Raw genomic sequence first — 22163 nt, forward strand, 5'->3', positions numbered from 1 at the left:
CGGCGCTGAGGGCGCCCCCTGGAGAAGGGGGCGCCCTCAGTTTTGTGCGCGGCTCCCGAACGGGCTTGTGGTGGGGCTCAGTTCTGGTAGCTGTGGAGGCCGGGGACGGTCAGCGTGCCGCCGAACTGGCCCGCCTGGACCACCTTCACGTTGGTGAAGTAGATCAGCGGGATGTTCAGCGGCGGCGGGTTGTCCGGGTCGAACGTGATCGGGATCAGTCCGAACAGGTTGCCCGAGATGGACTGCGTGTACATCACGGTGTCACCGTCGCGGATCGTGGAGGTCGAGCCGGAGGCCGCCTGCACGTGGTACGTCTTGCCGGACTGCTTGTCGTCGACCGTCTGGTGCAGGTCGCCGATGTCGGTGCCGCCGGAGATGACGTACTTCAGGACCTTCTTGACCGTGCCGTTGGCCGTCTTCACCTCGACGACGCCCTGGTAGTCGGCGCCCTTGAGGAGCAGCGAACTCGCGTTCAGGTACCAGGGATCGTCCGGCAGCAGCACCTTGTTGTCGACGCCGCTGGTGTCGTCCGTGGCGACCGGGCAGTCCGAGGTGTCGGTGCTCGCGCTCGCGGACGGGCTCGGGGTGGCCGTGGCGCTGGCCGCGTCCTCGACCGCCTTCTTCGTGTCCTCGGCCGCCTTGGACGCCGTGTCGGTCGTGTCCTTCACGGTGTCGTCGACCGTGTCGGTGACCTTCTTCGTCGTGTCCTTGACGGTGTCGGACGCGCTGGAGGAACCGCCCGAGGACGTGTCCTTCGTCGCGCTCGCCGAGGCGGACGCGGTCGGCGTCGGGGTGGCGCTCGCGGTGCTGCCGGACTTCGACGCACCGCCGGTGAGGATCCCGGTGATGGCGTCGCCGATGCCCTCCAGCAGGCCGCCGCTGCTCGCGGACGCCGAGGGCGTCGAGGTGGCGGTGCTGCCGGACGAACCGCTCGACTCCGCCGACTTGCTCGCGGAGGCGGACGGCGTGGGCTTGGCGGCCCTGTCGTCGGAACCTGAATCCGACGAAGAGGTCTTGCCCGAGTCGGAGTCGTCCGACTTCGACCCGTCCGTCGCCGAGGGCGAGGGCGTCGCGTCGTCCTTGGAGGAGTCCGCGGACTCGCTCGCGCTGGTGGACGGCGTCACCGAGGGGGTGGCGCTCGCCGTCGACTTGGCGAGGGCCGCGACGCAGTCCTTGTACTCGTCGGCCGTCAGGCTCTTCGACGACGGCGAGGGCGTCGATCCGTTGTCGGCCAGCGCCAGGGAGGACGTGAAGCCCATCCCCATGATGACGGCGGTCGGCATCGCCACCGTGGCTATCGCCTTGCCGGCGGGCATGTGGAGCCTGGTGAACAGCGGCTTCTTGGGTGCCGCATGCCGCGGCCCGGTTCTCACACGGGACTCGTCCACATCAGTCCCGTGGGTCACCTTGTCAGCCGGCACTGTGCCTCCCGTTCGCCCCGTTGTTCACCGGGCTCGTTCCTGACAGATCGTTCGGCTCACCCGTACCGTCGGCGGACTCGTACGGCGCGGGCTCCTGCGGCTGGGCGTAGTACGACGCGGACTCGTGCGGCGCCGTGTCGTACGGCGCGGCCCCGGCGGGTGCGCCGCCCTCTCCCTGGGTGTCCTCCTGGACCGCCTGCGGCTCCGGCGGTGCGCCCGGCGCCCAGGACACGGCCAGCGCCCCGCCGACCATGGCGAGGAGGAAGCCGATCAGGAAGCCGCCGAGGTTGGACACGGGGATGGACACCAGCGCCAGCAGGATCGCCGCGACACCCGCGAAGGTGCGCACGTGCTTCTGGAACCAGAGGCTGAAGCCCAGGACGACGAGCAGCACACCGATGATCAGGGAACCGGCGCCCGCGGTGGTGGCCATCGCCAGCGTCAGGTGCCCGATCTGGAGATGCGCGTACGGGAAGTAGGCGATCGGGAGTCCGCCGAGCATGACGAACAGACCGGCCCAGAACGGCCTCGTGCCACGCCAGGCGCGGAACTGCAGCCTCCGGCGGGTGAACTGACCGGGTGCGGCAGGAGTCTCGGCGCTCATGGAAAACAGCTCCCTGGTACGGCGTTGCTGTGGTGGAGAGGTGCACCTCGCGTGAAGGTGCGGGTGGAAGGTGGACGGGCGGGGGCGCCACCGGCTCCCCCGCCCGCCGTCAAGTGCCTAGTAGCACTCGTGGGTGCCGGCCGAGACCGACATCTTCAGCCCGCTGAGCTTGAAGGTTCCGGCAGTGGTGGCCCACGCCGTCTGCTTCACGTCGGTCAGCGTGGCCGAGTCGGCCTGCTGAGCGAATCCGTACGGGTTGGCAGCCTCGCTGCCGCCCTTCATGCCCGGACCCTTGCCGCCCTTGGCGGCGCCCGTGTCACCGGCCGCCACACCGATGTCGATGTTGTGGAACACAGCGTCGGCGCTGAGGTCCTGGACGTCGATGTACAGGTTCTCGGCCTGCACCGGCGTACCGCTGCCGCCGGCCTTCAGCACGAGGCTGACGGACCCGAGCAGCGGGATGTTCGGGGTGACCACCGACTGGCACATGTTGGTGATCGACGCGGACTTGAACGACGAGACAGCGACGGGGTGAGCCGTCTTGCTGCCGTCCAGGTTGTAGCCCGAGTCAAGCGCTCCGTACTGCGCGAAGCCCGTACCGTCGAGCTGGTCGGCCGTCACCTTGAACGACTGGCCGGAAACGCTGAACGACGCGGCGAGAGCACCCTGCGCGAGGGCGACACCTATACACGCCGTAGCGGCGACGCTGGGCACCATGACCACAGCGAAGCGCTTCCATCTCGTCCCGCCACGCACCTGGGACTCCATATTTCCTCCTTCTCGGACGTACATCTCCTGGCCCTGACTGCCCCCAGTTGGCGGCTCAGCCGGGCAGGGATGGGAGAAGTGCTACGTCCTCGGGAAGGGGAGCGCCCGTCCTCGGAGGCGCGAACCGCGCACCGATCACCGGCGATCACCCCCGAGCGACAACCACTGGTCGCGCCTGACGCACATCACGCACAACCTTGCTGGACAGGCTCCGCCGAGCGGCGAAGACCCCCCTGCCCAAGAGCCGACTCCATAGTTTCCGGCTCTACTCGGTGGGGACCCAGGAGATTCCGGCGACCCGACCGGCTGTCGGGTACGGAAATGGACCGAGCGTCGCCGATCGTGGTGCATTCTCGCCGCCCGCACAAGGGGCTTCGTTACTGGGTAGTAACGGCCGGATAACCGAACAACGACCCGCCGGTATCGGTCAGCGACGCTGGGTGCCATCGTGGGCCAGGACAAACCAGTTGATAATCGGACGGAATCCAGCAGATCAACTGCCCCGACTTACTCCAAGTAACAGCGGCCGCGATTACCAAGTTTTGGTAAAGCGCGGCCGCAGTGACACTCCGTCGGCAAATCTTTCACTCCGGCAACACAGGTCACGAGGTTTACCGACTGGTCAGAACCGGCCCCGCGCCCCGCTCAGAACAGCGCCCTCGCCAGCGCCCGCCGGGCCGCCGTCACCCTGGGGTCATCGGCCCCGACGACCTCGAACAGCTCCAGCAGCCGCAGCCGTACGGCATCCCGGTCGTCACCCACCGTGCGCCGCACGGTGTCGATGAGCCGGCTGAAGGCGTCCTCGACATGACCGCCCACCAGATCCAGGTCGGCGGCGGCGATCTGCGCCGGCACGTCACCCGGCTTCTCGGCCGCCTCGGTGCGCACCTGCTGCGGGTCGAGCGCCGACACCCGGTGCAGCAACTCGGCCTGGGCGAGTCCCAGTTTCGCCTCGGAGTTGCCCGGGTCGTCGCTCAGCACGTTCTTGTAGGCCTGCACGGCCCCGCCGAAGTCCCCCGCGTCCAGGGCCTGCACGGCGGCTTCGAGCAGTGCGTCGTAGGGGCCCGCGGGCACCTCGGCGACGGCCTCGGGGCGGTCGCCCTGCTCGGCGTCGGGGTCGACGGCCAGGCCGGTCAGGCCGAAGCGCTGCTCGGCGACCTGGATCAACTGGTCGAGGGTCTGCCGGATCTGTGACTCGGCGGCGGCCCCCTGGAAGAGCGGGAGCGCCTGGCCGGCGACCACCGCGAAGACGGCCGGGATGCCCTGCACCCCGAACTGCTGCATCAGCATCTGGTTGGCGTCGACGTCGATCTTGGCAAGGACGAAGCGTCCGTTGTACTCAAGGGCGAGCCGCTCCAGGAGCGGGCTCAGCTGCTTGCACGGCTCGCACCACTCGGCCCAGAAGTCGATGACGACCGGGACCTCGGTGGACCGCTGCAGGACCTCGCTCTCGAACCCCGCCTCATCTACGTCGATCACCAGGTCGGCCGGGGAGACGGCCCCGCCGCCGCCCTGCCTGGCGGTCTCGGCGCGCGCCTGCTCCGCCTTGACCTTGGCCTCTTGGGCCGCCTTCACCGCGGCGAGGTCGACGACTCCGCTCATGGACATGTTCCGTGGCTGCATGCGTCTATCCTCCCCCGTCCGCGCGTGTGAATGAAAAGCGTTGTGAAAGCTCGTCCGGTGCGAGCCGTCCGGCGCCGGGTCCCCACCCGGCACGTGGTTTCGCTACGAGTCGTAGCGTAATGGTGTGGGGCACCTCCCGGACACCGGTACCCGGTGATCTCCCTCACTGCACCACAGGACCCGACGGTTATGGTCGTGGGATGCAGAGCAGCACTCCCGCCCCGCGCGCCGCAGGACGCCCCCGCAGCGCCACGGCGGACACCGCGATCCTCGCGGCCACGCGGGAGGCCCTGGTCGAACTCGGCTGGTCCAAGCTCACGTTGGGGGACGTCGCCACCCGCGCGGGGGTCGCGAAGACGACCCTCTACCGCCGCTGGGCGGGCAAGAACGAACTCGTCGTGGACGCGGTGGCGGAGCTCTTCGACGAGCTGCGCCTCCCCGACCGGGGCACGCTGGCCGCCGACATCGAGGGCGTGGTCCTGCAGTTCGCGGCGATCCTGGCCCGCCCGGAGGCCAAGAGCGGGCTGATGGCGGTGGTCGCCGAGTCGATCCGCGACGACGCCCTGCGCGAGCGCATCCGCGAGTCGATCGTCGACCGGCAGAAGCGCCTGGTCCTGGAGGGCAGGGCGCGGGCCCAGGCGCGCGGCGAACTCCCCCCGGAGACCGACCCCGAGGAGGCCGCCCGCACCGCCGACCTCATCTTCGACGTGGTCGCGGGCGCGGTCGTCCACCGCACCCTGGTGAGCGCGGAACCAGCCGACGAGCGCTGGGTCCGCAGCTTCACCCAGGTCCTGCTCCTGGGTCTGACCTCGATCAACACCCAGTAGGAAAGGGCGGGTTCTAGAACCCGGCGGGCTCGGTGTACACCCCCCACTCGTCCCGCAGCACCCCGCAGATCTCCCCGAGCGTGGCCTCGGCCCGCGCCGCGTCCAGCATCGGCCCGATCATGTTCGACCCGTCCCGAGCCGCCGCGAGCATCGCGTCCAGCGCGGCCCCTACGGCCGCCTCGTCCCGGACGCCCTTGCGCGCGCCCAGCTCCCGGACCTGCTCCCGCTCCACCTCGTGGCTGACCCGCAGGATCTCCAGGTCGCCGGTGACGGAGCCGGGGTGCACATTGACGCCGACCACCCGCTTGTCGCCCTTCTCCACCGACCGCTGGTACTGGAACGCGGCCTCGGCGATCTCACCGGTGAACCAGCCGTCCTCGATACCGCGCAGGATGCCGGAGGTGATCGGCCCGATCGGGTGCTGTCCGTCCGGGTGGGCCCGCAGCCCGCGCTCCCTGATCTGCTCGAAGATCTTCTCGGCGTCCGCCTCGATCCGGTCGGTGAGCTGCTCGACGTACCACGAACCCCCCAGCGGGTCCGCCACGTTGGCGACCCCGGTCTCCTCCATCAGCACCTGCTGCGTCCGCAGCGCGATCTCCGCGGCCTGCTCGCTGGGCAGCGCGAGGGTCTCGTCCAGGGCGTTGGTGTGCAGCGAGTTGGTCCCGCCGAGCACGGCCGCGAGCGCCTCGACCGCCGTACGGACGACGTTGTTGTACGGCTGCTGGGCGGTCAGGGAGACGCCGGCGGTCTGGGTGTGGAAGCGCAGCCACTGGGCCTTCTCGGTCTTTGCGCCGTAGACGTCCCGCATCCAGCGGGCCCAGATGCGGCGCGCGGCGCGGAACTTGGCGATCTCCTCGAAGAAGTCGACGTGCGCGTCGAAGAAGAAGGACAGGCCGGGGGCGAAGACGTCGACGTCCATGCCGCGGGACAGGCCGAGTTCGACGTACCCGAAGCCGTCGGCGAGGGTGTACGCCAGCTCCTGCGCGGCCGTGGAGCCGGCCTCGCGGATGTGGTAGCCGGAGACGGAGAGCGGCTTGTAGGCGGGGATGCCGGTCGCGCAGTACTCCATGAGGTCGCCGATGAGGCGCAGATGCGGCTCGGGCTGGAAGAGCCACTCCTTCTGGGCGATGTACTCCTTGAAGATGTCCGTCTGGAGCGTGCCGTTGAGGACGGCCGGGTCGATGCCCTGGCGCTCCGCGGCGACCAGGTACATGCAGAAGACGGGGACGGCCGGTCCGCTGATGGTCATGGAGGTGGTCACGTCACCGAGCGGGATGTCCTTGAAGAGGACCTCCATGTCGGCGGCCGAGTCGATGGCGACCCCGCAGTGCCCGACCTCGCCGAGCGAGCGCGGGTCGTCGGAGTCGCGGCCCATGAGGGTCGGCATGTCGAAGGCGACGGAGAGGCCGCCGCCGCCGTTGGCCAGGATCTTCTTGTAGCGCTCGTTGGTCTGCTCGGCGTTGCCGAACCCGGCGAACTGCCGGATCGTCCAGGTGCGCCCCCGGTAACCGGTGGCGTGCAGCCCGCGCGTGTAGGGGTACTCGCCGGGCCATCCGATCCGCTCGAAGCCGTCGTACCTGTCCCCGGGCCGGGGCCCGTACACCGGCTCCACGGGATCGCCGGAGAGCGTGGTGAAATCGGCCTCACGCGTGCGTGCGGCGTCGAACCGGGCCTGCCAGCGTCGGCGGCCCTCTGCGATGGCGTCAGCGTCCATACCTTCGAATTTACTAGGACGTCCTAGTAAATGTCGATGGCCAACCGGGGCATCCGAGTGACGCCCCGGTGGTGATCAGGCCTTGGCGGGGACCGGAGCCGGCTCGACGATCTTCGACTCCAGCTCGTGGCTGATCTTCCGCTCCACGAAGAACGCCGCCGTCGGGATGGTTCCCGCAAGCAGCACCCAGAGCTGCTTGCCGACCGGCCACTTCGCCTTGGAGCCCAGGTCGAACGCGAAGAGCAGGTAGACGACGTACAGCCAGCCGTGCGCGATGGCGACGACCTCGGTGAAGCTCCCGGCACCGTCGATCTTGAGGAGGTACTTGGCGATCATGCTGAGGCACAGCAGGACCAGCAGGACACCCGTGACATAGGCCATGACGCGGTAGCGGGTCAGCACGCTCTTTTTCATGAGGACGAGCGTAACGACCGGTTCCGGGCGATCTTTCCCCGGGTCAGTCCTCGTCGAAGTCCGCCGCCGCGACCCTGAGCGGCCGCAGCATGGCGAAGATCTCCCCGCACTCCTCGGCGTCGTAGGCACCCAGACCGAAGTCCATCTCCATCAGGTCGCGGGTGGCCGCGTCGCAGACCTCGCGGCCCTTGTCGGTGATGGAGGCGAGGGTGCCGCGGCCGTCGTTCGGGTTCGGGCGCTTGGCGACGAGACCGGACCTGACCAGGCGGTCCACGGTATTCGTCACGGAGGTGGGGTGCACCATGAGCCGCTCGCCGATCTTGGACATGGGCAGCTCGCCGGCCTTGGAGAAGGTGAGCAGCACCAGCGCCTCGTAGCGCGCGAAGGTCAGTCCGTACGGCTTGACGACCGCGTCGACCTCGGCGAGCAGGATCTGCTGCGCCCGCATGATCGAGGTGATGGCGGCCATCGAGGGCACGCTTCCCCAGCGCTGCTTCCAGTGTTCGTCGGCGCGGGCGATGGGGTCGAAAGGGAGACTGAGGGGCTTCGGCACGGCACCAGACCTTACCGGCCGGTCACATCGTGGTCAGCCCCGTCTCGCCCTTCGGTCCGGGCGGTCCGCCGCGGCCGTACCCGTGTGCCCGGTGTCGTATCGGAGCGGGCCGCGCCCCCTGTGCCAGGATTACTGACTGATTGTCACTGAATGTCCCCCTCGCGCAAGGAGCAGCATGTCCCGGCTGATCCACACGTTCGCGGCGCTCGCGGTGCTCGGCCTCGCGGTGGGCTGTTCGTCCGCGTCCGACGTCGACGAGGCCTCCGTCGCCGGTGCCCGGTCCAAGGGGCCGGCCGGCGACATGACCTTCTGGGTCGACCCGGCGAGCCCGGCGGCCGAGCAGATCCAGCTGTGGGAACGGGAGGGGCGCACCCAGGACGCCGCCCTGCTCAAGCGGATCGCCGACGAGCCGGCCGCGCTGTGGCCCGCCGGGGAGATCGACCCCGGTCCCGTGGTGCGGGCGGCGACCTCGGCCGCGCGCCAGGAGGGGCGTACGGCGCTCTTCGTGGCGTACGACATCCCGCACCGCGACTGCGGTCAGCACTCGGCCGGCGGGGCGGCGGACGCGGACGCGTACCGGGCGTGGATCGGGAAGTTCGCCGAGGCGCTGGGGAGTTCGAAGGCGCTGGTCGTGCTGGAGCCGGACGCCGTCGCGCACACGGTGGACGGCTGCACGCCCGGTGAGTACCAGGACGAGCGGGAGCAGCTGCTGAGCGAGGCGGTCGTCCGGCTGAAGCAGCAGTCGGGGACGAGGGTGTACCTCGACGCGGGCAACCCGGCCTGGATCAGGGACCCCGGGAAGCTGGTGGAGCCGTTGAAGCGGGCCGGTGTCCAGGAGGCCGACGGGTTCTCGCTCAACGTCTCCAACTTCCAGACGGACGAGGTGACGAAGAAGTACGGCGTCGAGCTCTCACGCGATCTGGGCGGCAAGCACTTCGTCGTGGACACCAGCCGCAACGGCAACGGTCCGCTGGACGGCGCCTGGTGCAACCCGCCCGGCCGCGGCCTGGGCACCCGGCCGACCACCGACACCGGCGAGGCCGCCCTGGACGCCTATCTGTGGATCAAGCGGCCCGGCGCCTCGGACGGCACCTGCGAGGGTGGTCCGAACGCCGGGCAGTGGTGGCCGGAGTACGCCTTGGAGCTGGCCCGCAACTCCAAGGCGTAGCAAGGCGGTTCAGTGCGCCGGGGTCAACTTCACCGCACCTGGATCCACTTGGCCTCCGACGGCGTGCCCTGCGCGTCCGTCACGAAGAGCATGTACCAGCCGGGCGGCACCAGCGCCTGGTCCTTGGGGACGTCCACCGTCACCGACTTGCCGTCCTTGACGAGGCCGAGTTCGATGGAGCGCTGCTCGACGTCCGTCGTGTGCGTGACCGAACTCGGCCGCATCAGGCGGGCCTTGACGACCCGCTCGGGGTGGTCGGTGCGGAAGGTCGCCCGGTGGTGCCGGTCCAGGGTCTGCGGCCCGTCCTGCAGCACGGGCCTGTTGGTGCCGTTCCTGTGCAGCGCGGGCGGGGTGAAGATCTCCATGCGCTGCTCGAAGTGGCCCAGCTTGGTGTTGGCCTGGTCGTCGAAGAGCGGGTCGGAGCCGAAGGTGACGACCCTGCCGTCGGGCAACAGCAGTGCCTCGGAGTGGTAGTTGCGGCCGATCATGGGGGCGGCGGCCGCGTGGAAGGCGTTGCCCTTCGGGTCGTAGAACTGCGCCTTGAAGATGTTGCTGGCGCTGCGGCCGCGGTAGTCCGAGGAGCCGTTGGTGGTGAAGACCGAGTCGTCCGGCATGATCACGCTGTTCAAGTACCGGGTGCCCTGCGGGAGTTGCGGGCCGTCCTTGAAGGCCGGGCTGTCCTGCTTGAGGTCGACGACCGCGGTGCGCGGGGTCGACTTCTTGGACTCGCCGACGCCTCCGCCGCCGAGGATCATCACTTTCTGGTCCTGTGCGGGCGGCAGCAGGAGTGAGGACGAGGTCTCGGTCTCGTCGGGGTCGCGCAGCCCTGCGACCTTGGTGAACTTGTTGGTCTTCAGGTCCCAGAGGCCGGGCTCACGGCCCTTGGTGGCGGGTCCGTAGCCGGCGTTGGAGGCCGGGTAGAAGAGCTTGCCGCCCTTGGTGAGGAAGAGGGCCGGGTAGGTGGGGAAGTAACGCTTGGGGCCCGGGGTCCACTTCTTGGTCTTCGGGTCGTAGATCTCGTTGTCGCCCTGGTCGATGACGCCGACGTCGTCGAGGCCGGAGACGGCGAGGACGCGGCCGTCGTCGAGGCCGACGAGGGTCGGGTACCAGCGGGCCTTCTCCATCGGGTCGACGGGGATGTACCGCTCGGCCCTCGGGTCGAACTCGTAGGCGGCGCGGATGCCTTGGTAGTCCTGCTTCTGCAGGGTGATCTTCTCGGAGAGGCCGTAGGTGTTGTTCGCGTCCTTGCCCTTGAGGCCGACGATGTCGTACTGCGCCTGGTTCTCGGTGACCGACATCGGGCCCGGTTCGGCGGCCTCGACGAAGACGCGGACCTCGCTCGCGGTGACCTTGGTCTGCCAGGGCTGCATCACACCGCGGGCGTTGTAGGTGACCTTGAACTCGCGCTTCGCCTTGGGCACGGTGACGTCGAACCTGGTGACGTAGTCGACGCCCGCCGGGGAGCGGAAGACGGTGCCCTTCTTGAGGAACATCGCCTTGTTCGGGCTCTCGTTCTTGACGCGCATGCCGCCGCCGGCCCGCTTGACCTCGCCGTCGAGGAGTTCGTAGCGGGCGGTGCCGCCGGCCACCAGCAGGTTGCCGCTGGGGAGTTGGCTGTGCCCGCCGCAGAAGAAGTCGACCGGGGTCGGGATCTTCTTGAACGTGTTGGCCTTCGGGTCCCACAGCACGGTGTCGAAGGAACCCGCGTTGAACTTCTTCTGCTCGTTGCCCGACCCGGCGACGATCAGCACCTTGCCGGTGTGCAGCAGCGACGCGTGGATGGCGTTGGTGCGGTACTCCTTCGGGATGTCGATCTGGTCCCAGGAGCCGTACTTGGCCATGTACTCGGGCCGCGTGATCTTGTAGTCGTGGTACTGCTCGCTCGCGAAGTCGAGGGCGGCCGGGGCGTTGAGACCGGCCAGGACGGCGATGCCGCCGATGCCGAGGACGGTCTTCCTGGTTTTCTGGGACGGCTGGAAAGCCATGGTCAGTTGCCCCCTGTCGAGGTGCTGGAGACGGACGGACCGGCCCCGGTGGTGGCGAGCGCGGGCTCGGCCGTGTCGACGGTGCGCGCGCCGCCGAGCAGCGACCGCCGCTCCCGGCGCTCCTTGAGCAGCGAGCCGACCCAGATCCCCAGCGGGGCAAGGGAGATGAGCATGCCCAGGACGGCCCAGGTGCGCATGGCCGCGTGCGTGTGGTCGAGGACGACGGAGCCGGCCAGCGAGGTCGCGAGGAGGATCGCCCAGAAGAGATGGATGCGGAAGGTCATCACCCGGTCGGGGCTGGCGTCGCCGCCCTTGGGGGTGACGACGAACCGGCTGGGCCGACGGATGAGCGCCTCACCGAAGGACTTCAGGTAGATGGGCGCGGACAGCGCGGACATCGCCATGCCCGCCAGCCCGCCCGACCCCTCCGGTTCGTGCGGGGAGACGTTGTGCCGCCGGTTCCACAGATACAGCCCGATCTGCAGGGCGGCGGCATCGCTGTAGAGCATCAGCCACACGGACGCGGCGACCTGGGTGCCGGACGCCCCGAACCACAGGAACAGGAAGCAACTCATGATGCCCAGCAGCCAGTTGACGGCTGTCATGGGGTAGTAGACGAGCATCATCGTGTACGAGAACAGCCGCCCCGGAGGCATCGTGAACGGCGCCTTCCAGTACTGCTTGATCAGCGTCTCGTACGTGCCGCGCGACCACCGCATCTGCTGCGTGAAGAAGTCGGTCCAGGAGGCCGGGCCCTCCCCGACGGCGAGCACGTCCGGGGTGTAGACGGACCGCCAGTGCGTACGGGTCAGCGGGTTGCGGTGCCGATGCAGCTCGAAGCCGGTGGCCATGTCCTCGGTGATGGAGTCGTACAGCCCGCCGATCTGCTGGACGGCGGCCATGCGTACGACGTTGTTCGTCCCGACGAACATGGGGGCGCGGTAGCGGTTGCCGGCGCGCTGGATCAGCGCGTGGAAGAGGAACTGCTGCGACTCGGCGGCCTTGGTGACGGGGTTGTGGTAGTTCCCGTACACCTGCGGCCCTACGACGAAGGCGACGTCCGGGTCGCGGAAGTAACCCATCATCCGCTCAAGGAAGTTGGGGAGCGGCACGTGGTCGGTGTCGACGGAGGCGAAGAACTCGTAGTCGCCGCCGTGCATGGCGATCCAGGCGTTGTAGTTCCCGTGCTTCGTACGGGCCTTGTGGACGCCCCTGGGCCGGTTCCACTCCGGGACGCCGTGCCGTGTGAAGTGCCGTACGCCCAACTCGGCGCACAGGGCCTTCGCCTGCTCGTCGTCACCCTCGTCCAGGAGCCAGACGTCGACCGGCCCGGTGTGCGTGACCCTGACCGCGCCTTCGAGGGTGGCGCGGAGCATGGAGAGGGGTTCCTTGCCCGGGACGTACGTCGTGAGGAAGGCGACGCGGGTGCCGGGGGCGGGGACGACGGGGACCGGGTCGCGGGCGACCAGCGTGGCGTGGGCGACGGAGGCGACGTTGACGACCATGAACAGCTCGATGAGGCCGATGGCTATCAGCATCGTGACGTCGAGCCCGACCATCCACTCCTGACCGCCCTCGCGCTCGACCCAGTGGGAGGGCCAGACGAGATAGACGAGCAGGGCGGCGGTGAGCACCGGGGCGAGGCTCATCAGGAGGACAGCGCGTATTCGGTGGGGCTCGCGCGAGAGGAGCGAGGTGTACTGCACCTGGTACGACCCACCGGACGGCTCGGTGAGCGGCCCCGCCAGTCGGCTGTAGGTGTCGTAGTCGTAGCCCTCCGGCCGCACAGCGCCCTCCAATGATTGAGGAGTGATCGAAGCCCGGGGAATCCGGAACGGCTACGTTCCGAAGATCGACCGGGCCGATACCCACACACAAGTGGACATATGAGGGCGTGTCGAACTGGACGCGTCCAGGTGGGTGGGGAGTTGCCTCCGGTGGTGGAACGGGGGCCTCCGGCGGTTGGGCGGGGGGTCTGTGGGGTGGGGCGGGGTGGGTTCCTGGAGTGGGGCGGGGTGCGTTGGGCGGCAGAGCAGGGGGCTTCCGGGGGTGGGTGCGAGGTGCTTACGGCGGTGGGTTGGGGGCCGTCGGGGGTGAGGCGGGGGCTCGCCTTTGCTGGAGCGGGGTGCCGCGGCGGTGGGGTGGGGGCTTCGGGCAGTAGGACAAGGTGCACTCGGGAGTGGGCAGGGGCTTCCCTGCTGGGTGCCTCCGGCAGGGAGCCGGGGTGCTTCCGGCAGGGGGCGGAGCGCCTTCGGTCGTGGAACGGGGTGGGCCCGACTGGGTGACGGCGGCTCTGGGCTCGGTGTGGGGCGCGGCGCCCCGCGTCGGTCAATAAGCGCTACGCGCCGGGCCGCACCAGGGCTGCGGGTTGCGGGGCGAGGTGCCTTCGAGAGCGGGGCGGGAGTCTTGCCTGTGCTGGAGCGAGGCGCTTCCGGCAGTGGGGCGAGGGGACTTCGGCCGTGGAAGGTGGAAGGGGGTGGCTCCGGCGGGGCGACGGCGGCTCTGGGCTCGGTAGGGCGCGGGGCCCGGGGTGGGGAGTCGATGCTGCGCGCCGTGCCGTGCCGGGGCTGCGGGCTGCGGGCTGCGGGCTGCGGGCTGCGGGCTGCGGGGCGGTAACCCCCTGCCGAGGAGATCCTCGCCCGGCCCGAATTGGGGCGGAGACCTAGGAGTTCGGGGCAGCGGTGGGAGTTGCCGGGTCGGAGGTGCTGCTCGCGGCGCCGGCGCGGGTTGTCCCGTCGATTCCGGTGTGCAGGGATGGCGGGGTGATCGCGGACGCGCTCATGCCGTTCGAGCGACGTCGTTGGTGGTGGGCTACGGCGAGGAAGTGATCGGCGGGTTCATGGCCGACCCGGCGTCAGCCGTAGGCCGCCCGCGGCGTGAACACGCGGTGGCACTCGGCGGGGTCCCGGCGGCGCGGGAGCGGCTCGTCGCGGTGGGTCGAGCCGGTGGGCCGGGTGGGGCGCCGGGACAGTCGAGCCGGTGGACTGGGAGCCGTGCCGGGCAGTCAAGCCGACGGACCGGGAGCGGTGCCGGGCAGCCAAGCCGGTGGGCCGAGTCCCGCGCCGGAACAGTCAAACCGGCAGACCGGGAGCGGTGCCGGGCAGTCGAGCTGGGTGCCGGAACAGCGGGGCGGGGCTCGGAACAGCGGAGCCTGTGAGGGTGGGCCTTGCAGGCCCGGGATTTCCCGGGGCCCCTGCCCCTTACGGCTCCCCTCGCTCCCGCTCGAAAGAAACGCCCAGCCGACGCCGACTCGCCCCGCCCCGTCCAGAGGGAATTCGCCCTACCCGAAAAGGACTCGCCGCCCCCGAAGGGAACCCCTCCTACTCCGCCAAATGCCGCTCGACCGTCTCCACCTTCGATGTGAGGCCGTCCGTCACGCCCGGGCGGATGTCCGCCTTGAGGACGACGGAGACGCGGGGGGCTCGGGACTCGACCGCGGCGACGGCTCGTTTGACGACGTCCATGACCTCGTCCCACTCGCCCTCGATGGACGTGAACATCGCGTCGGTGCGGTTGGGGAGGCCGGACTCGCGGACCACGCGGACGGCGTCGGCGACGTACTCCCCCACGTCCTCGCCGACACCCAGCGGCGTCACGGAAAAGGCGACGATCATGCGTTCACGATTCCTTCCTGGCGGGCGCGGGAGGCGATGACCGCGTTCTCGGCCTCGTGCTTGAGCTTGCGCTCGGCGAAGAAGCCGCCGGTGGGCAGCACGGAGAGGACGAAGTAGAACGCGGCCGTCTTGGCACCCCACTTGGTCCGGTTCCAGGCATCGGCCCAGAAGAGGACGTAGAGGATGAAGAGGACGCCGTGGACCATGCCCATGACGGGCACCGCGTTGAAGTCCGTGGTCCGCTTCAGCACCGAGCAGACGAGCAGCAGGAGGAAGGACACGGCCTCGGGCGCCGACACCAGGCGGAGGCGGCGGAGGGCGGTGGCGGTCTTGATGTCCACGGGTCACCTTCGATGAGGGAGACGTCCACAGTTTGTGAACGCGAGCACAAACGTTCACCCATTGTGGCAAACGGCTGAGCGTGCCGAGACTGGGGGTCCGCAGCCGAGCCCCCGGGAGCGCCCGTGCAGTTCGTGTTCTTCATGACCCTGCCCGGGCTGGTCGTCCTCCTGACCGCGCTCGCCTTCCTCGACCAGCTGCTGCTGAAGGCCGGTCGCGCGGGCGCGCTGCCCTGGCGGAACGCCGGCCGGCAGGGGCAGATATCCGCGACCGGCTTCGAGCAGCTGCACGCGAGCCTGTCGCCGGGCAAGCAGACCGAGCTGAAGGAACGGCAGAGCGCCCTGGTGATGCGGGACGACGAGGAGGACGGGGCGCCGCCCTGGTCCACGGTCGACCTGCGCGCGGGCAGCGCCGTCATCCGGTTGGCCCCGAACACGCCCCGCGAGACCGCGTAGACCCGTCCTTAGTCCGTGGACCTGCCCTTAGGGGGACAGATCAGGGTCGTTCTCCACCCACGGGCCCTGTCCTCCACCGCACCCCTCCGGCTACCTTCGCTGCGTGGCGATGTTTCGACTCCAGGGCAGCAAGGTGCTCGCCGTCGACATGACCGGGGACGCCGTGAAGGCGAAGAACGGCTCGATGGTCGCGTACGACGGACAGATGGCCTTCAAGAAGATGAGCGGCGGCGGTGAGGGCATCCGGGGGATGGTGACCCGGCGGCTCACCGGTGAGCAGATGACGGTGATGGAGGTGAGGGGGCAGGGGACCTGCTGGTTCGCGGACCGGGCCTCCGAGATCAACCTCGTGAGTCTCCAGGGGGACAAGCTGTACGTCGAGTCGAGCAACCTGCTGGCGACCGACGCGGGACTGCGGACGGGCACGACGTTCACCGGGCTGCGCGGCGCCTCGCAGGGCAACGGGCTGTTCACGACGACCGTCGAGGGCCACGGCCAGGCGGCGATCATGTCGGACGGCCCGGCCGTCGTGCTCCGGGTCAGCCGGCAGTACCCGCTGACGGTCGACCCCGGCGCGTACATCGCGCACCAGGGAAATCTCCAGCAGTCCTTCCAGTCCGGTGTGACCTTCCGCACGCTCTTCGGGGAGGGCGGCGGCGAGGCCTTCCAGATCCGCTTCGAGGGCGACGGCCTCGTCTACGTCCAGCCCAGCGAGCGGAACACGATCGCGGGGGACATCTGACATGGCGTTCACCGAGATCAACTCGAAGATGATCCAGGCGACGGTCATGCCGGGCCAGCGGCTCTACAGCCAGCGCGGCGCGATGCTCGCCTACAAGGGGGACGTCTCCTTCACCCCGAACATCCAGGGCGGCCAGGGCGGCGTCATGTCGATGATCGGACGCCGCGTGGCGAACGAGGCGACCCCGCTGATGACCGTCGAGGGCAGCGGCACCGTGATGTTCGGTCACGGCGGCCACCACATCCAGATCATCAACCTCACCGGGGACACCCTCTACGTGGAGGCCGACCGCCTCCTCGCCTTCGAGGGCACCCTCCAGCAGGGCACGATGTTCATGGGCTCGCAGGGCGGCGTCATGGGCATGGTCCGCGGCCAGGTCACCGGCCAGGGCCTGTTCACGACCACGCTCCAGGGACAGGGCTCGGTCGCCGTGATGGCCCACGGCGGGGTCTTCGAGGTCCCGATCACCCCCGGCCGCGCCGTCCATGTCGACCCGCAGGCCTACGTCGCCCACCACGGCGACGTACGCAACAAGCTGTCCACGGCGCTCGGTTGGCGCGACATGGTGGGCCGGGGCTCAGGCGAGGCCTTCCAGCTGGAGCTGAGCGGCAGCGGCGCGGTGTACGTCCAGGCGTCGGAGGAGAAGCTGTGAGCCAGTACGCGGGGTCCGGCCCCACGGTCTACGACCCGATGACCCTCCCGGTCGACGACAACGTCAACAAGTACACCTTCTGCGTGGAGCTCAAGAGCAGCCAGTGGTTCCTGCAGAAGGGGAAGATGATCGCCTACTACGGCTCGATGGAGTTCAACGGCATCGGGCACGGGCGACTCGACCGACTTGTCCGTACGTCGTTCCATTCGCCTCTGCACGCAAGCGACTGGGTCGTGGCGGAGGGCTCGGGCAAGATGCTGCTCGCCGACCGGGCCTTCGACGTCAATTCGTACGACCTCGACGACGGCAACCTGACCATTCGCTCGGGCAACCTGCTCGCTTTTCAGCCAAGTCTCGCTCTCAAGCAGTCGATTGTTCCCGGCTTTCTGACACTCATCGGAACCGGAAAGTTCGTGGCCGCCTCGAACGGCCCGGTGGTGTTCATGGAACCCCCCATCAGAGTCGACCCGCAGGCCCTCGTCGGCTGGGCCGACTGCCCCTCCCCCTGCCATCACTACGACCACGCGTACATGACCGGCCTGATGGGCGGCCTACGTGCGATGACGGGCATCGGCGGCGCGTCCGGCGAGGAGCACCAGTTCGAGTTCGTCGGGGCCGGCACGGTGCTGCTCCAGTCGTCCGAGGCGCTGATGGCCGAGCAGGCCACGGGGGCCGTTCCGCACGAGCCGGGGGTACCCGGTGGGGGTGGGGCTCCCACAGGCCCCGCACAGCAAGCGGGCGCACCGCGCCTTCCCGGACAGCTGGGGGATCTCCAGCGTCGCTTCGGGCTGTGAGCGGTAGTCTGCGGAGTGTGACGTCGAACATGTGCGCGCCGTCACGCCACCCTCACTAGTTCGCCTTTCAACATTTTAGGTAGACTTCATTCATGGAGACCGAGACGGCCACGCGCTGGCTGACCGATGAGGAGCAGTGCGCCTGGCGCACCCACCTGGAGGTCAACAGGCTGCTGACATACCAACTCGAGAAGGATCTGCAGCCGTTCGGCCTGACGATGAACGACTACGAGATTCTGGTGAATCTCTCCGAGGCGGAGGACGTACGGCTGCGGATGAGTGACCTCGCGGCCGCCACGCTCCAGTCCAAGAGCCGCCTCTCGCATCAGATCACCCGGATGGAGAACGCGGATCTGGTCCGGCGGGAGAATTGCGAGTCGGACCGGCGTGGGTTGTACGCGGTGCTGACCGAGCACGGGCTGGAGACGATGAAGAAGGTCGCGCCTCACCATGTCGCGTCCGTCCGGCGCCACTTCATCGATCTTGTGACGCCGGAAGGTCTGTCGGAACTGAACAAAACGCTGAAGCCGATCGCAGAACACCTGCGAGGCCAACGGGGACGCCCCTGACCCCGGGCACGGGGACCGTCTGGGGGCTCCGCCCCCAGACCCCCGATCGGCCCTGAAGGGTCCTCGTCCTCAAACGCCGGACGGGCTGGATTCAGCCGGCCTGCGCTGGAGAGGCGCGGGACGGGCTGAGCGTGCGCGGCCTGTGCTGGAGAGGCGCCGGGACCCGCGAGGTCCGGCCCACGGCAGCGCCCTGCTTCTAGGGGCGCGGGGAACTGCGCGACCAGCCACGACGCACCGGCAGACAAGCGACAACCCCCGCACCCCCAGCCACCACCCCGGCAACCACGAAACACACCCCCAACGGCAGCCGCCCCACCAGCAGCCCCGTCACCACCGACCCACTCGAACTCCCCGCGTTCACCGCCATGTTGACCCACGCCCCGGCCTGCGTCCGCGCCTCCGGCAGCGCGGTCTCGTCGGCCAGCAGATACGCCGTGGTCAACGCCGGCGCCACAAAGAACCCCGCGCACCCCACGGCCACGGTGAGTGACCAGAGCCCCGTGGCGAACCCGGCGGCAGCCAGCGCCAGCCCGAGCCCCAGCGCCGCCCCGGACAACCGAACCCGCGCGGCCGTACGCCAGTCGACCGCCCCGTTCAGCAGACCACCCACCGCACTGCCTGCCGAGAGCGCCGCCAGCACCCAGGGCACGACATCATCGCCGTACCCCCGCTGCTCCACGAACGCCATCACCAGCAGATAGACCGCACTCAACGCGAGCCCCATCCCCCCGGCGACGACGACCGGCCCGAGGAGCCCGCGGACCCGGGCGAGCCTCAACCTCCGCCCCCCGCCTGCGGATACGCGAACCCCGGACAGCGCCGGTGACATGACGAACGCGAACGTCCCGGTGACGACGAGGACCGCGCTGAGCAGCACCCCGGCAGCCGCCGGAGCGAAGCTGAGCACCCCGCCGACCACCAACGGGCCGACGACGTAGAGGAGTTCCTCGGCGACCCCATCGAGGCTGTACGCGCGTTGCAGCAACGACCCACGGTCACCTACGAGTTCGCCCCACACGGAGCGCATCGTGGGTCCCAGCGGGGGCGCGCACATCCCGGTGAGCGCGGCCACCGCGCCGAGCACCACCTCCGGCGTCCCGGGGCTCCAGGTCACCGCCGCGAGGACGCACAGGAAACCGCCGTAGAGGAGCGCCATGGGCGGGAGGGCGCGGCGCGGGCCGTGGCGGTCGACCAGGGCGGCGCGCAGGGGCAGGAGGAGGACGGTCGCGGTGCCGAACGCGGCCATGATCGTGCCGGCGGCGGCGTAGGAGCCGGTGGCGCGGACGACCGCGAGGAGGACCGCCGGGGAGACCGTGCCGTACGACAGACGGCCGACGAGCGCCGCGGCGAACGTGCGGCGGGCGTACGGGACTTGGAGTACGGCGGCATACGAAGGGCACGCCGGAGTCGGCGTGGAAGAAGGCGCGGACATGCGAGAGGTTCCTCAACTGGAGGCAGGAGAAAGGGACGCCTGTGCGCCGCGCGACGGCGTTGCGATGCGGGCCGATCCGATGTGATCGCCGATGTGATCGCTGTCGTGCGCGGGCCGGGCGGGCCCTATGCCAAGAGGAGGAACATGCGGTCAACGTACCAACAGGACACGGCCGTCGACCATCGAGTTAGCTCTCGGTGATGCCTGCGATCAGCTCGTCCGCCGCCCGGTACGGGTCCAGCTCCCCCGCCACGATCCGCTCCGCGAGCGCGCTCAGCCGGCGGTCTCCGTGCAGGTCGCCGATGCGGGCGCGCAGGGCGGTCACCGCGATCGTCTCGACCTCGCGGGCCGCCCGGGCCGCGCGGCGCTCCGCGAGGACGCCGTGCTCCTCCATCCACGCCCGGTGCTTCTCCAGGGCCTCCACGACCTCGTCGATGCCCTCGGAGCGGGAGGCGACCGTCTTGACGATCGGGGGGCGCCAGTCGCCGGGGCCGCGGGACTCGCCGAGGCCCAGCATGTGGTTCAGCTCGCGGGCGGTCGCGTCGGCTCCGTCGCGGTCGGCCTTGTTGACGACGTAGACGTCGCCGATCTCCAGGATCCCGGCCTTGGCCGCCTGGATGCCGTCGCCCATGCCGGGGGCCAGCAGCACCACGCTGGTGTCGGCCTGGGAGGCGATCTCGACCTCCGACTGGCCCACCCCGACCGTCTCGACCAGGATCACGTCGCAGCCCGCCGCGTCCAGGACGCGGATGGCCTGCGGGGCGGACCAGGCGAGGCCGCCGAGGTGGCCGCGGGTGGCCATCGAGCGGATGTAGACGCCGGGGTCGGAGGAGTGGTCCGACATGCGGACGCGGTCGCCGAGCAGGGCGCCCCCTGAGAACGGCGAGGACGGGTCGACGGCCAGGACACCGACCCGCCTGCCCTGCTTGCGGTACGCCGTGACCAGCGCGGACGTCGAGGTCGACTTGCCGACGCCCGGCGATCCGGTGAGGCCCACGACGTACGCCCCGCCGGTGAGCGGTGCGAGCGCCGCCATGACCTCCCTGAGCTGCGGGGAGGCCCCTTCCACCAGGGAGATCAGCCGGGCCACGGCGCGTGGCCGGCCTTCCCTGGCCTGGGCCACCAGCGAGGCGACGTCCTGCATCACGGCTCCGTTCCGTTACGAGAAGGTCGAGAAGGTACTGCTGCTCAGGCCTTCGGCACCCGCACGATCAGGGCGTCGCCCTGACCGCCGCCACCGCACAGCGCGGCCGCGCCGACCCCGCCGCCGCGCCGCTTCAGCTCCAGGGCCAGGTGCAGGACGAGACGGGCGCCGGACATGCCGATGGGGTGGCCCAGGGCGATGGCGCCGCCGTTGACGTTCACCTTTTCCGTGGACACCCCGAGGTCCTTCATTGACTGGACCGCGACGGCGGCGAAGGCCTCGTTGATCTCGATCAGGTCGAGGCCCTCGACCTCCAGGCCCTCCTTCTTGAGGGCGTGCAGGATCGCGTTGGACGGCTGCGACTGGAGGGAGTTGTCGGGTCCCGCCACATTGCCGTGCGCGCCGATCTCGGCGATCCACTCAAGGCCCAGCTCCTGCGCCTTGGTCTTGCTCATCACGACCACGGCCGCCGCGCCGTCCGAGATCTGCGAGGAGGTGCCGGCGGTGATCGTGCCGTCCTTGCTGAACGCGGGGCGCAGCTTGCCGAGGGACTCGACGGTGGTCTCCGCGCGGATGCCCTCGTCCTTGCTGAAGACGACCGGCTCGCCCTTGCGCTGCGGGATCTCGATCGGGGTGATCTCGGCCTCGAAGACGCCGTTCTGCTGGGCGGCGGCGGCGCGCTGGTGGGACAGGGCCGCGATCTCGTCCTGCTCGGGGCGCCGGATGCCGAGGCGGGTGTTGTGCTTCTCCGTGGACTCGCCCATGGCGATGTTCTCGAAGGCGTCGGTCAGGCCGTCGTGGGCCATCGCGTCGAGCATCTCGATCGCGCCGTACTTGTGGCCCTCGCGGGACTTGGGGAGCAGGTGGGGGGCGTTGGTCATGGACTCCTGGCCGCCCGCGACGATCACGTCGAACTCACCTGCACGGATGAGCTGGTCGGCGAGCGCGATGGCGTCGAGGCCGGAGAGGCACACCTTGTTGATGGTGAGCGCCGGGACGCTCATGGGGATGCCCGCCTTGACGGCGGCCTGGCGTGCCGGGATCTGCCCTGCCCCGGCCTGGAGCACCTGGCCCATGATCACGTACTGCACCTGGTCGCCACCGATACCCGCACGGTCGAGGGCGGCCTTGATCGCGAAGCCGCCGAGGTCGGCTCCGGAGAAGGACTTCAGGGAGCCCAGCAGGCGTCCCATGGGCGTCCGGGCGCCCGAGACGATCACCGAGGTCGTGCTGTTCGTTCCAGACATGAGGTGCGATCCCCTTCCAGCGTTTTTCAGCTGAGGAGTGAACGAGGGTTTACTTGAAATGTACTGAGCGGTAGTCCACCCCGTCATCGGGCCGTCGG

Annotated in this window: 21 protein-coding genes; 7 read left to right on the plus strand and 14 right to left on the minus strand. The window is 69.6% G+C overall.

The genetic code is table 11. From position 1 onward, the window contains the following. Nucleotides 1-77 precede the first annotated feature (77 nt). The 4 genes from OHT77_RS14310 to OHT77_RS14325 all read right to left on the minus strand — a co-directional run bounded on the left by OHT77_RS14310 (nt 78) and on the right by OHT77_RS14325 (nt 4416). Nucleotides 78-1421, minus strand: coding sequence for a hypothetical protein (locus tag OHT77_RS14310; protein ID WP_328828763.1), 1344 nt, complete (start codon nt 1419-1421; stop codon nt 78-80). Beyond that, nucleotides 1411-2025: a DUF6114 domain-containing protein gene (locus tag OHT77_RS14315; RefSeq protein ID WP_328828766.1), complete on the minus strand. Its 615-nt coding sequence runs from the start codon at nt 2023-2025 to the stop codon at nt 1411-1413. The genes OHT77_RS14310 and OHT77_RS14315 overlap by 11 nt, the downstream gene beginning before the upstream one ends. A gap of 117 nt (nt 2026-2142) precedes the next feature. Then, on the minus strand, nt 2143-2793 hold the full coding sequence (locus tag OHT77_RS14320) for a DUF6230 family protein (RefSeq protein WP_328828767.1): 651 nt from the start codon (nt 2791-2793) through the stop codon (nt 2143-2145). A 645-nt stretch (nt 2794-3438) separates the two neighbouring features. Beyond that, on the minus strand, nt 3439-4416 hold the full coding sequence (locus OHT77_RS14325) for a tetratricopeptide repeat protein (protein ID WP_328828768.1): 978 nt from the start codon (nt 4414-4416) through the stop codon (nt 3439-3441). 200 nt (nt 4417-4616) lie between these two features. Between OHT77_RS14325 and OHT77_RS14330 the strand changes: the two genes are divergently transcribed. Continuing rightward, on the plus strand, nt 4617-5243 hold the full coding sequence (locus OHT77_RS14330) for a TetR/AcrR family transcriptional regulator (RefSeq protein WP_266772664.1): 627 nt from the start codon (nt 4617-4619) through the stop codon (nt 5241-5243). A 13-nt stretch (nt 5244-5256) separates the two neighbouring features. On the opposite strand, the gene OHT77_RS14335 is transcribed toward OHT77_RS14330, so the two are convergent. The 3 genes from OHT77_RS14335 to OHT77_RS14345 all read right to left on the minus strand — a co-directional run bounded on the left by OHT77_RS14335 (nt 5257) and on the right by OHT77_RS14345 (nt 7924). Continuing rightward, the gene (locus tag OHT77_RS14335; protein ID WP_328828770.1) at nt 5257-6957 is read right to left on the minus strand and encodes an acyl-CoA mutase large subunit family protein; all 1701 of its coding nucleotides are present in this window, start codon (nt 6955-6957) and stop codon (nt 5257-5259) included. Nucleotides 6958-7032: 75 nt separating this feature from the next. Continuing rightward, nucleotides 7033-7371, minus strand: coding sequence for a DUF3817 domain-containing protein (locus tag OHT77_RS14340; RefSeq protein WP_328828771.1), 339 nt, complete (start codon nt 7369-7371; stop codon nt 7033-7035). Between the two features lie 43 nt (nt 7372-7414). Continuing rightward, nucleotides 7415-7924: a MarR family winged helix-turn-helix transcriptional regulator gene (locus OHT77_RS14345; protein ID WP_328828772.1), complete on the minus strand. Its 510-nt coding sequence runs from the start codon at nt 7922-7924 to the stop codon at nt 7415-7417. Nucleotides 7925-8099: 175 nt separating this feature from the next. On the opposite strand from OHT77_RS14345, the gene OHT77_RS14350 reads away from it, so the two are divergent. Then, nucleotides 8100-9092: a glycoside hydrolase family 6 protein gene (locus OHT77_RS14350; protein ID WP_328828774.1), complete on the plus strand. Its 993-nt coding sequence runs from the start codon at nt 8100-8102 to the stop codon at nt 9090-9092. A gap of 29 nt (nt 9093-9121) precedes the next feature. Here OHT77_RS14350 and OHT77_RS14355 read toward each other — a convergent pair whose 3' ends face one another. From OHT77_RS14355 to OHT77_RS14370, 4 genes are all read right to left on the minus strand, one after another. Beyond that, nucleotides 9122-11077 (minus strand): kelch motif-containing protein, encoded by a 1956-nt coding sequence (locus tag OHT77_RS14355; RefSeq protein ID WP_328828775.1) that lies wholly within the window; start codon nt 11075-11077, stop codon nt 9122-9124. Between the two features lie 2 nt (nt 11078-11079). Further along, on the minus strand, nt 11080-12864 hold the full coding sequence (locus OHT77_RS14360) for a glycosyltransferase family 2 protein (protein WP_328828777.1): 1785 nt from the start codon (nt 12862-12864) through the stop codon (nt 11080-11082). 1533 nt (nt 12865-14397) lie between these two features. Further along, nucleotides 14398-14691 carry an MTH1187 family thiamine-binding protein gene (locus OHT77_RS14365; RefSeq protein WP_266772653.1) on the minus strand — a complete coding sequence of 98 codons (294 nt, stop codon included), beginning with the start codon at nt 14689-14691 and terminating at the stop codon, nt 14398-14400. Then, nucleotides 14688-15032 (minus strand): DUF3817 domain-containing protein, encoded by a 345-nt coding sequence (locus OHT77_RS14370; protein ID WP_266772651.1) that lies wholly within the window; start codon nt 15030-15032, stop codon nt 14688-14690. The genes OHT77_RS14365 and OHT77_RS14370 overlap by 4 nt, the downstream gene beginning before the upstream one ends. 123 nt (nt 15033-15155) lie before the next feature. On the opposite strand from OHT77_RS14370, the gene OHT77_RS14375 reads away from it, so the two are divergent. From OHT77_RS14375 to OHT77_RS14395, 5 genes are all read left to right on the plus strand, one after another. Further along, the gene (locus OHT77_RS14375; protein ID WP_328828778.1) at nt 15156-15485 is read left to right on the plus strand and encodes a DUF6191 domain-containing protein; all 330 of its coding nucleotides are present in this window, start codon (nt 15156-15158) and stop codon (nt 15483-15485) included. A 109-nt stretch (nt 15486-15594) separates the two neighbouring features. Continuing rightward, the gene (locus OHT77_RS14380) at nt 15595-16227 is read left to right on the plus strand and encodes an AIM24 family protein (RefSeq protein WP_266776754.1); all 633 of its coding nucleotides are present in this window, start codon (nt 15595-15597) and stop codon (nt 16225-16227) included. Between the two features lies 1 nt (nt 16228). Beyond that, nucleotides 16229-16879 (plus strand): AIM24 family protein, encoded by a 651-nt coding sequence (locus OHT77_RS14385; protein WP_328828779.1) that lies wholly within the window; start codon nt 16229-16231, stop codon nt 16877-16879. After that, nucleotides 16876-17673, plus strand: coding sequence for an AIM24 family protein (locus tag OHT77_RS14390; RefSeq protein WP_328828780.1), 798 nt, complete (start codon nt 16876-16878; stop codon nt 17671-17673). Before OHT77_RS14385 ends, OHT77_RS14390 begins: the two co-directional genes overlap by 4 nt. A 92-nt stretch (nt 17674-17765) precedes the next feature. Further along, complete coding sequence (locus OHT77_RS14395; RefSeq protein ID WP_328828782.1) at nt 17766-18242, plus strand: MarR family winged helix-turn-helix transcriptional regulator; 477 nt, start codon at nt 17766-17768, stop codon at nt 18240-18242. 196 nt (nt 18243-18438) lie between these two features. On the opposite strand, the gene OHT77_RS14400 is transcribed toward OHT77_RS14395, so the two are convergent. The 3 genes from OHT77_RS14400 to OHT77_RS14410 all read right to left on the minus strand — a co-directional run bounded on the left by OHT77_RS14400 (nt 18439) and on the right by OHT77_RS14410 (nt 22065). Continuing rightward, nucleotides 18439-19674, minus strand: coding sequence for an MFS transporter (locus tag OHT77_RS14400; protein ID WP_328828783.1), 1236 nt, complete (start codon nt 19672-19674; stop codon nt 18439-18441). A 187-nt stretch (nt 19675-19861) separates the two neighbouring features. Continuing rightward, a complete protein-coding gene (meaB, locus tag OHT77_RS14405) occupies nt 19862-20818 on the minus strand; it encodes a methylmalonyl Co-A mutase-associated GTPase MeaB (protein ID WP_328828784.1) in 957 nt (318 codons plus the stop codon). Nucleotides 20819-20862: 44 nt separating this feature from the next. Next, nucleotides 20863-22065, minus strand: coding sequence for an acetyl-CoA C-acetyltransferase (locus OHT77_RS14410; protein WP_328828785.1), 1203 nt, complete (start codon nt 22063-22065; stop codon nt 20863-20865). Nucleotides 22066-22163 lie beyond the last annotated feature (98 nt).

Source organism: Streptomyces sp. NBC_00252 (assembly GCF_036187565.1).
In the GTDB taxonomy this organism is placed as follows: domain Bacteria; phylum Actinomycetota; class Actinomycetes; order Streptomycetales; family Streptomycetaceae; genus Streptomyces.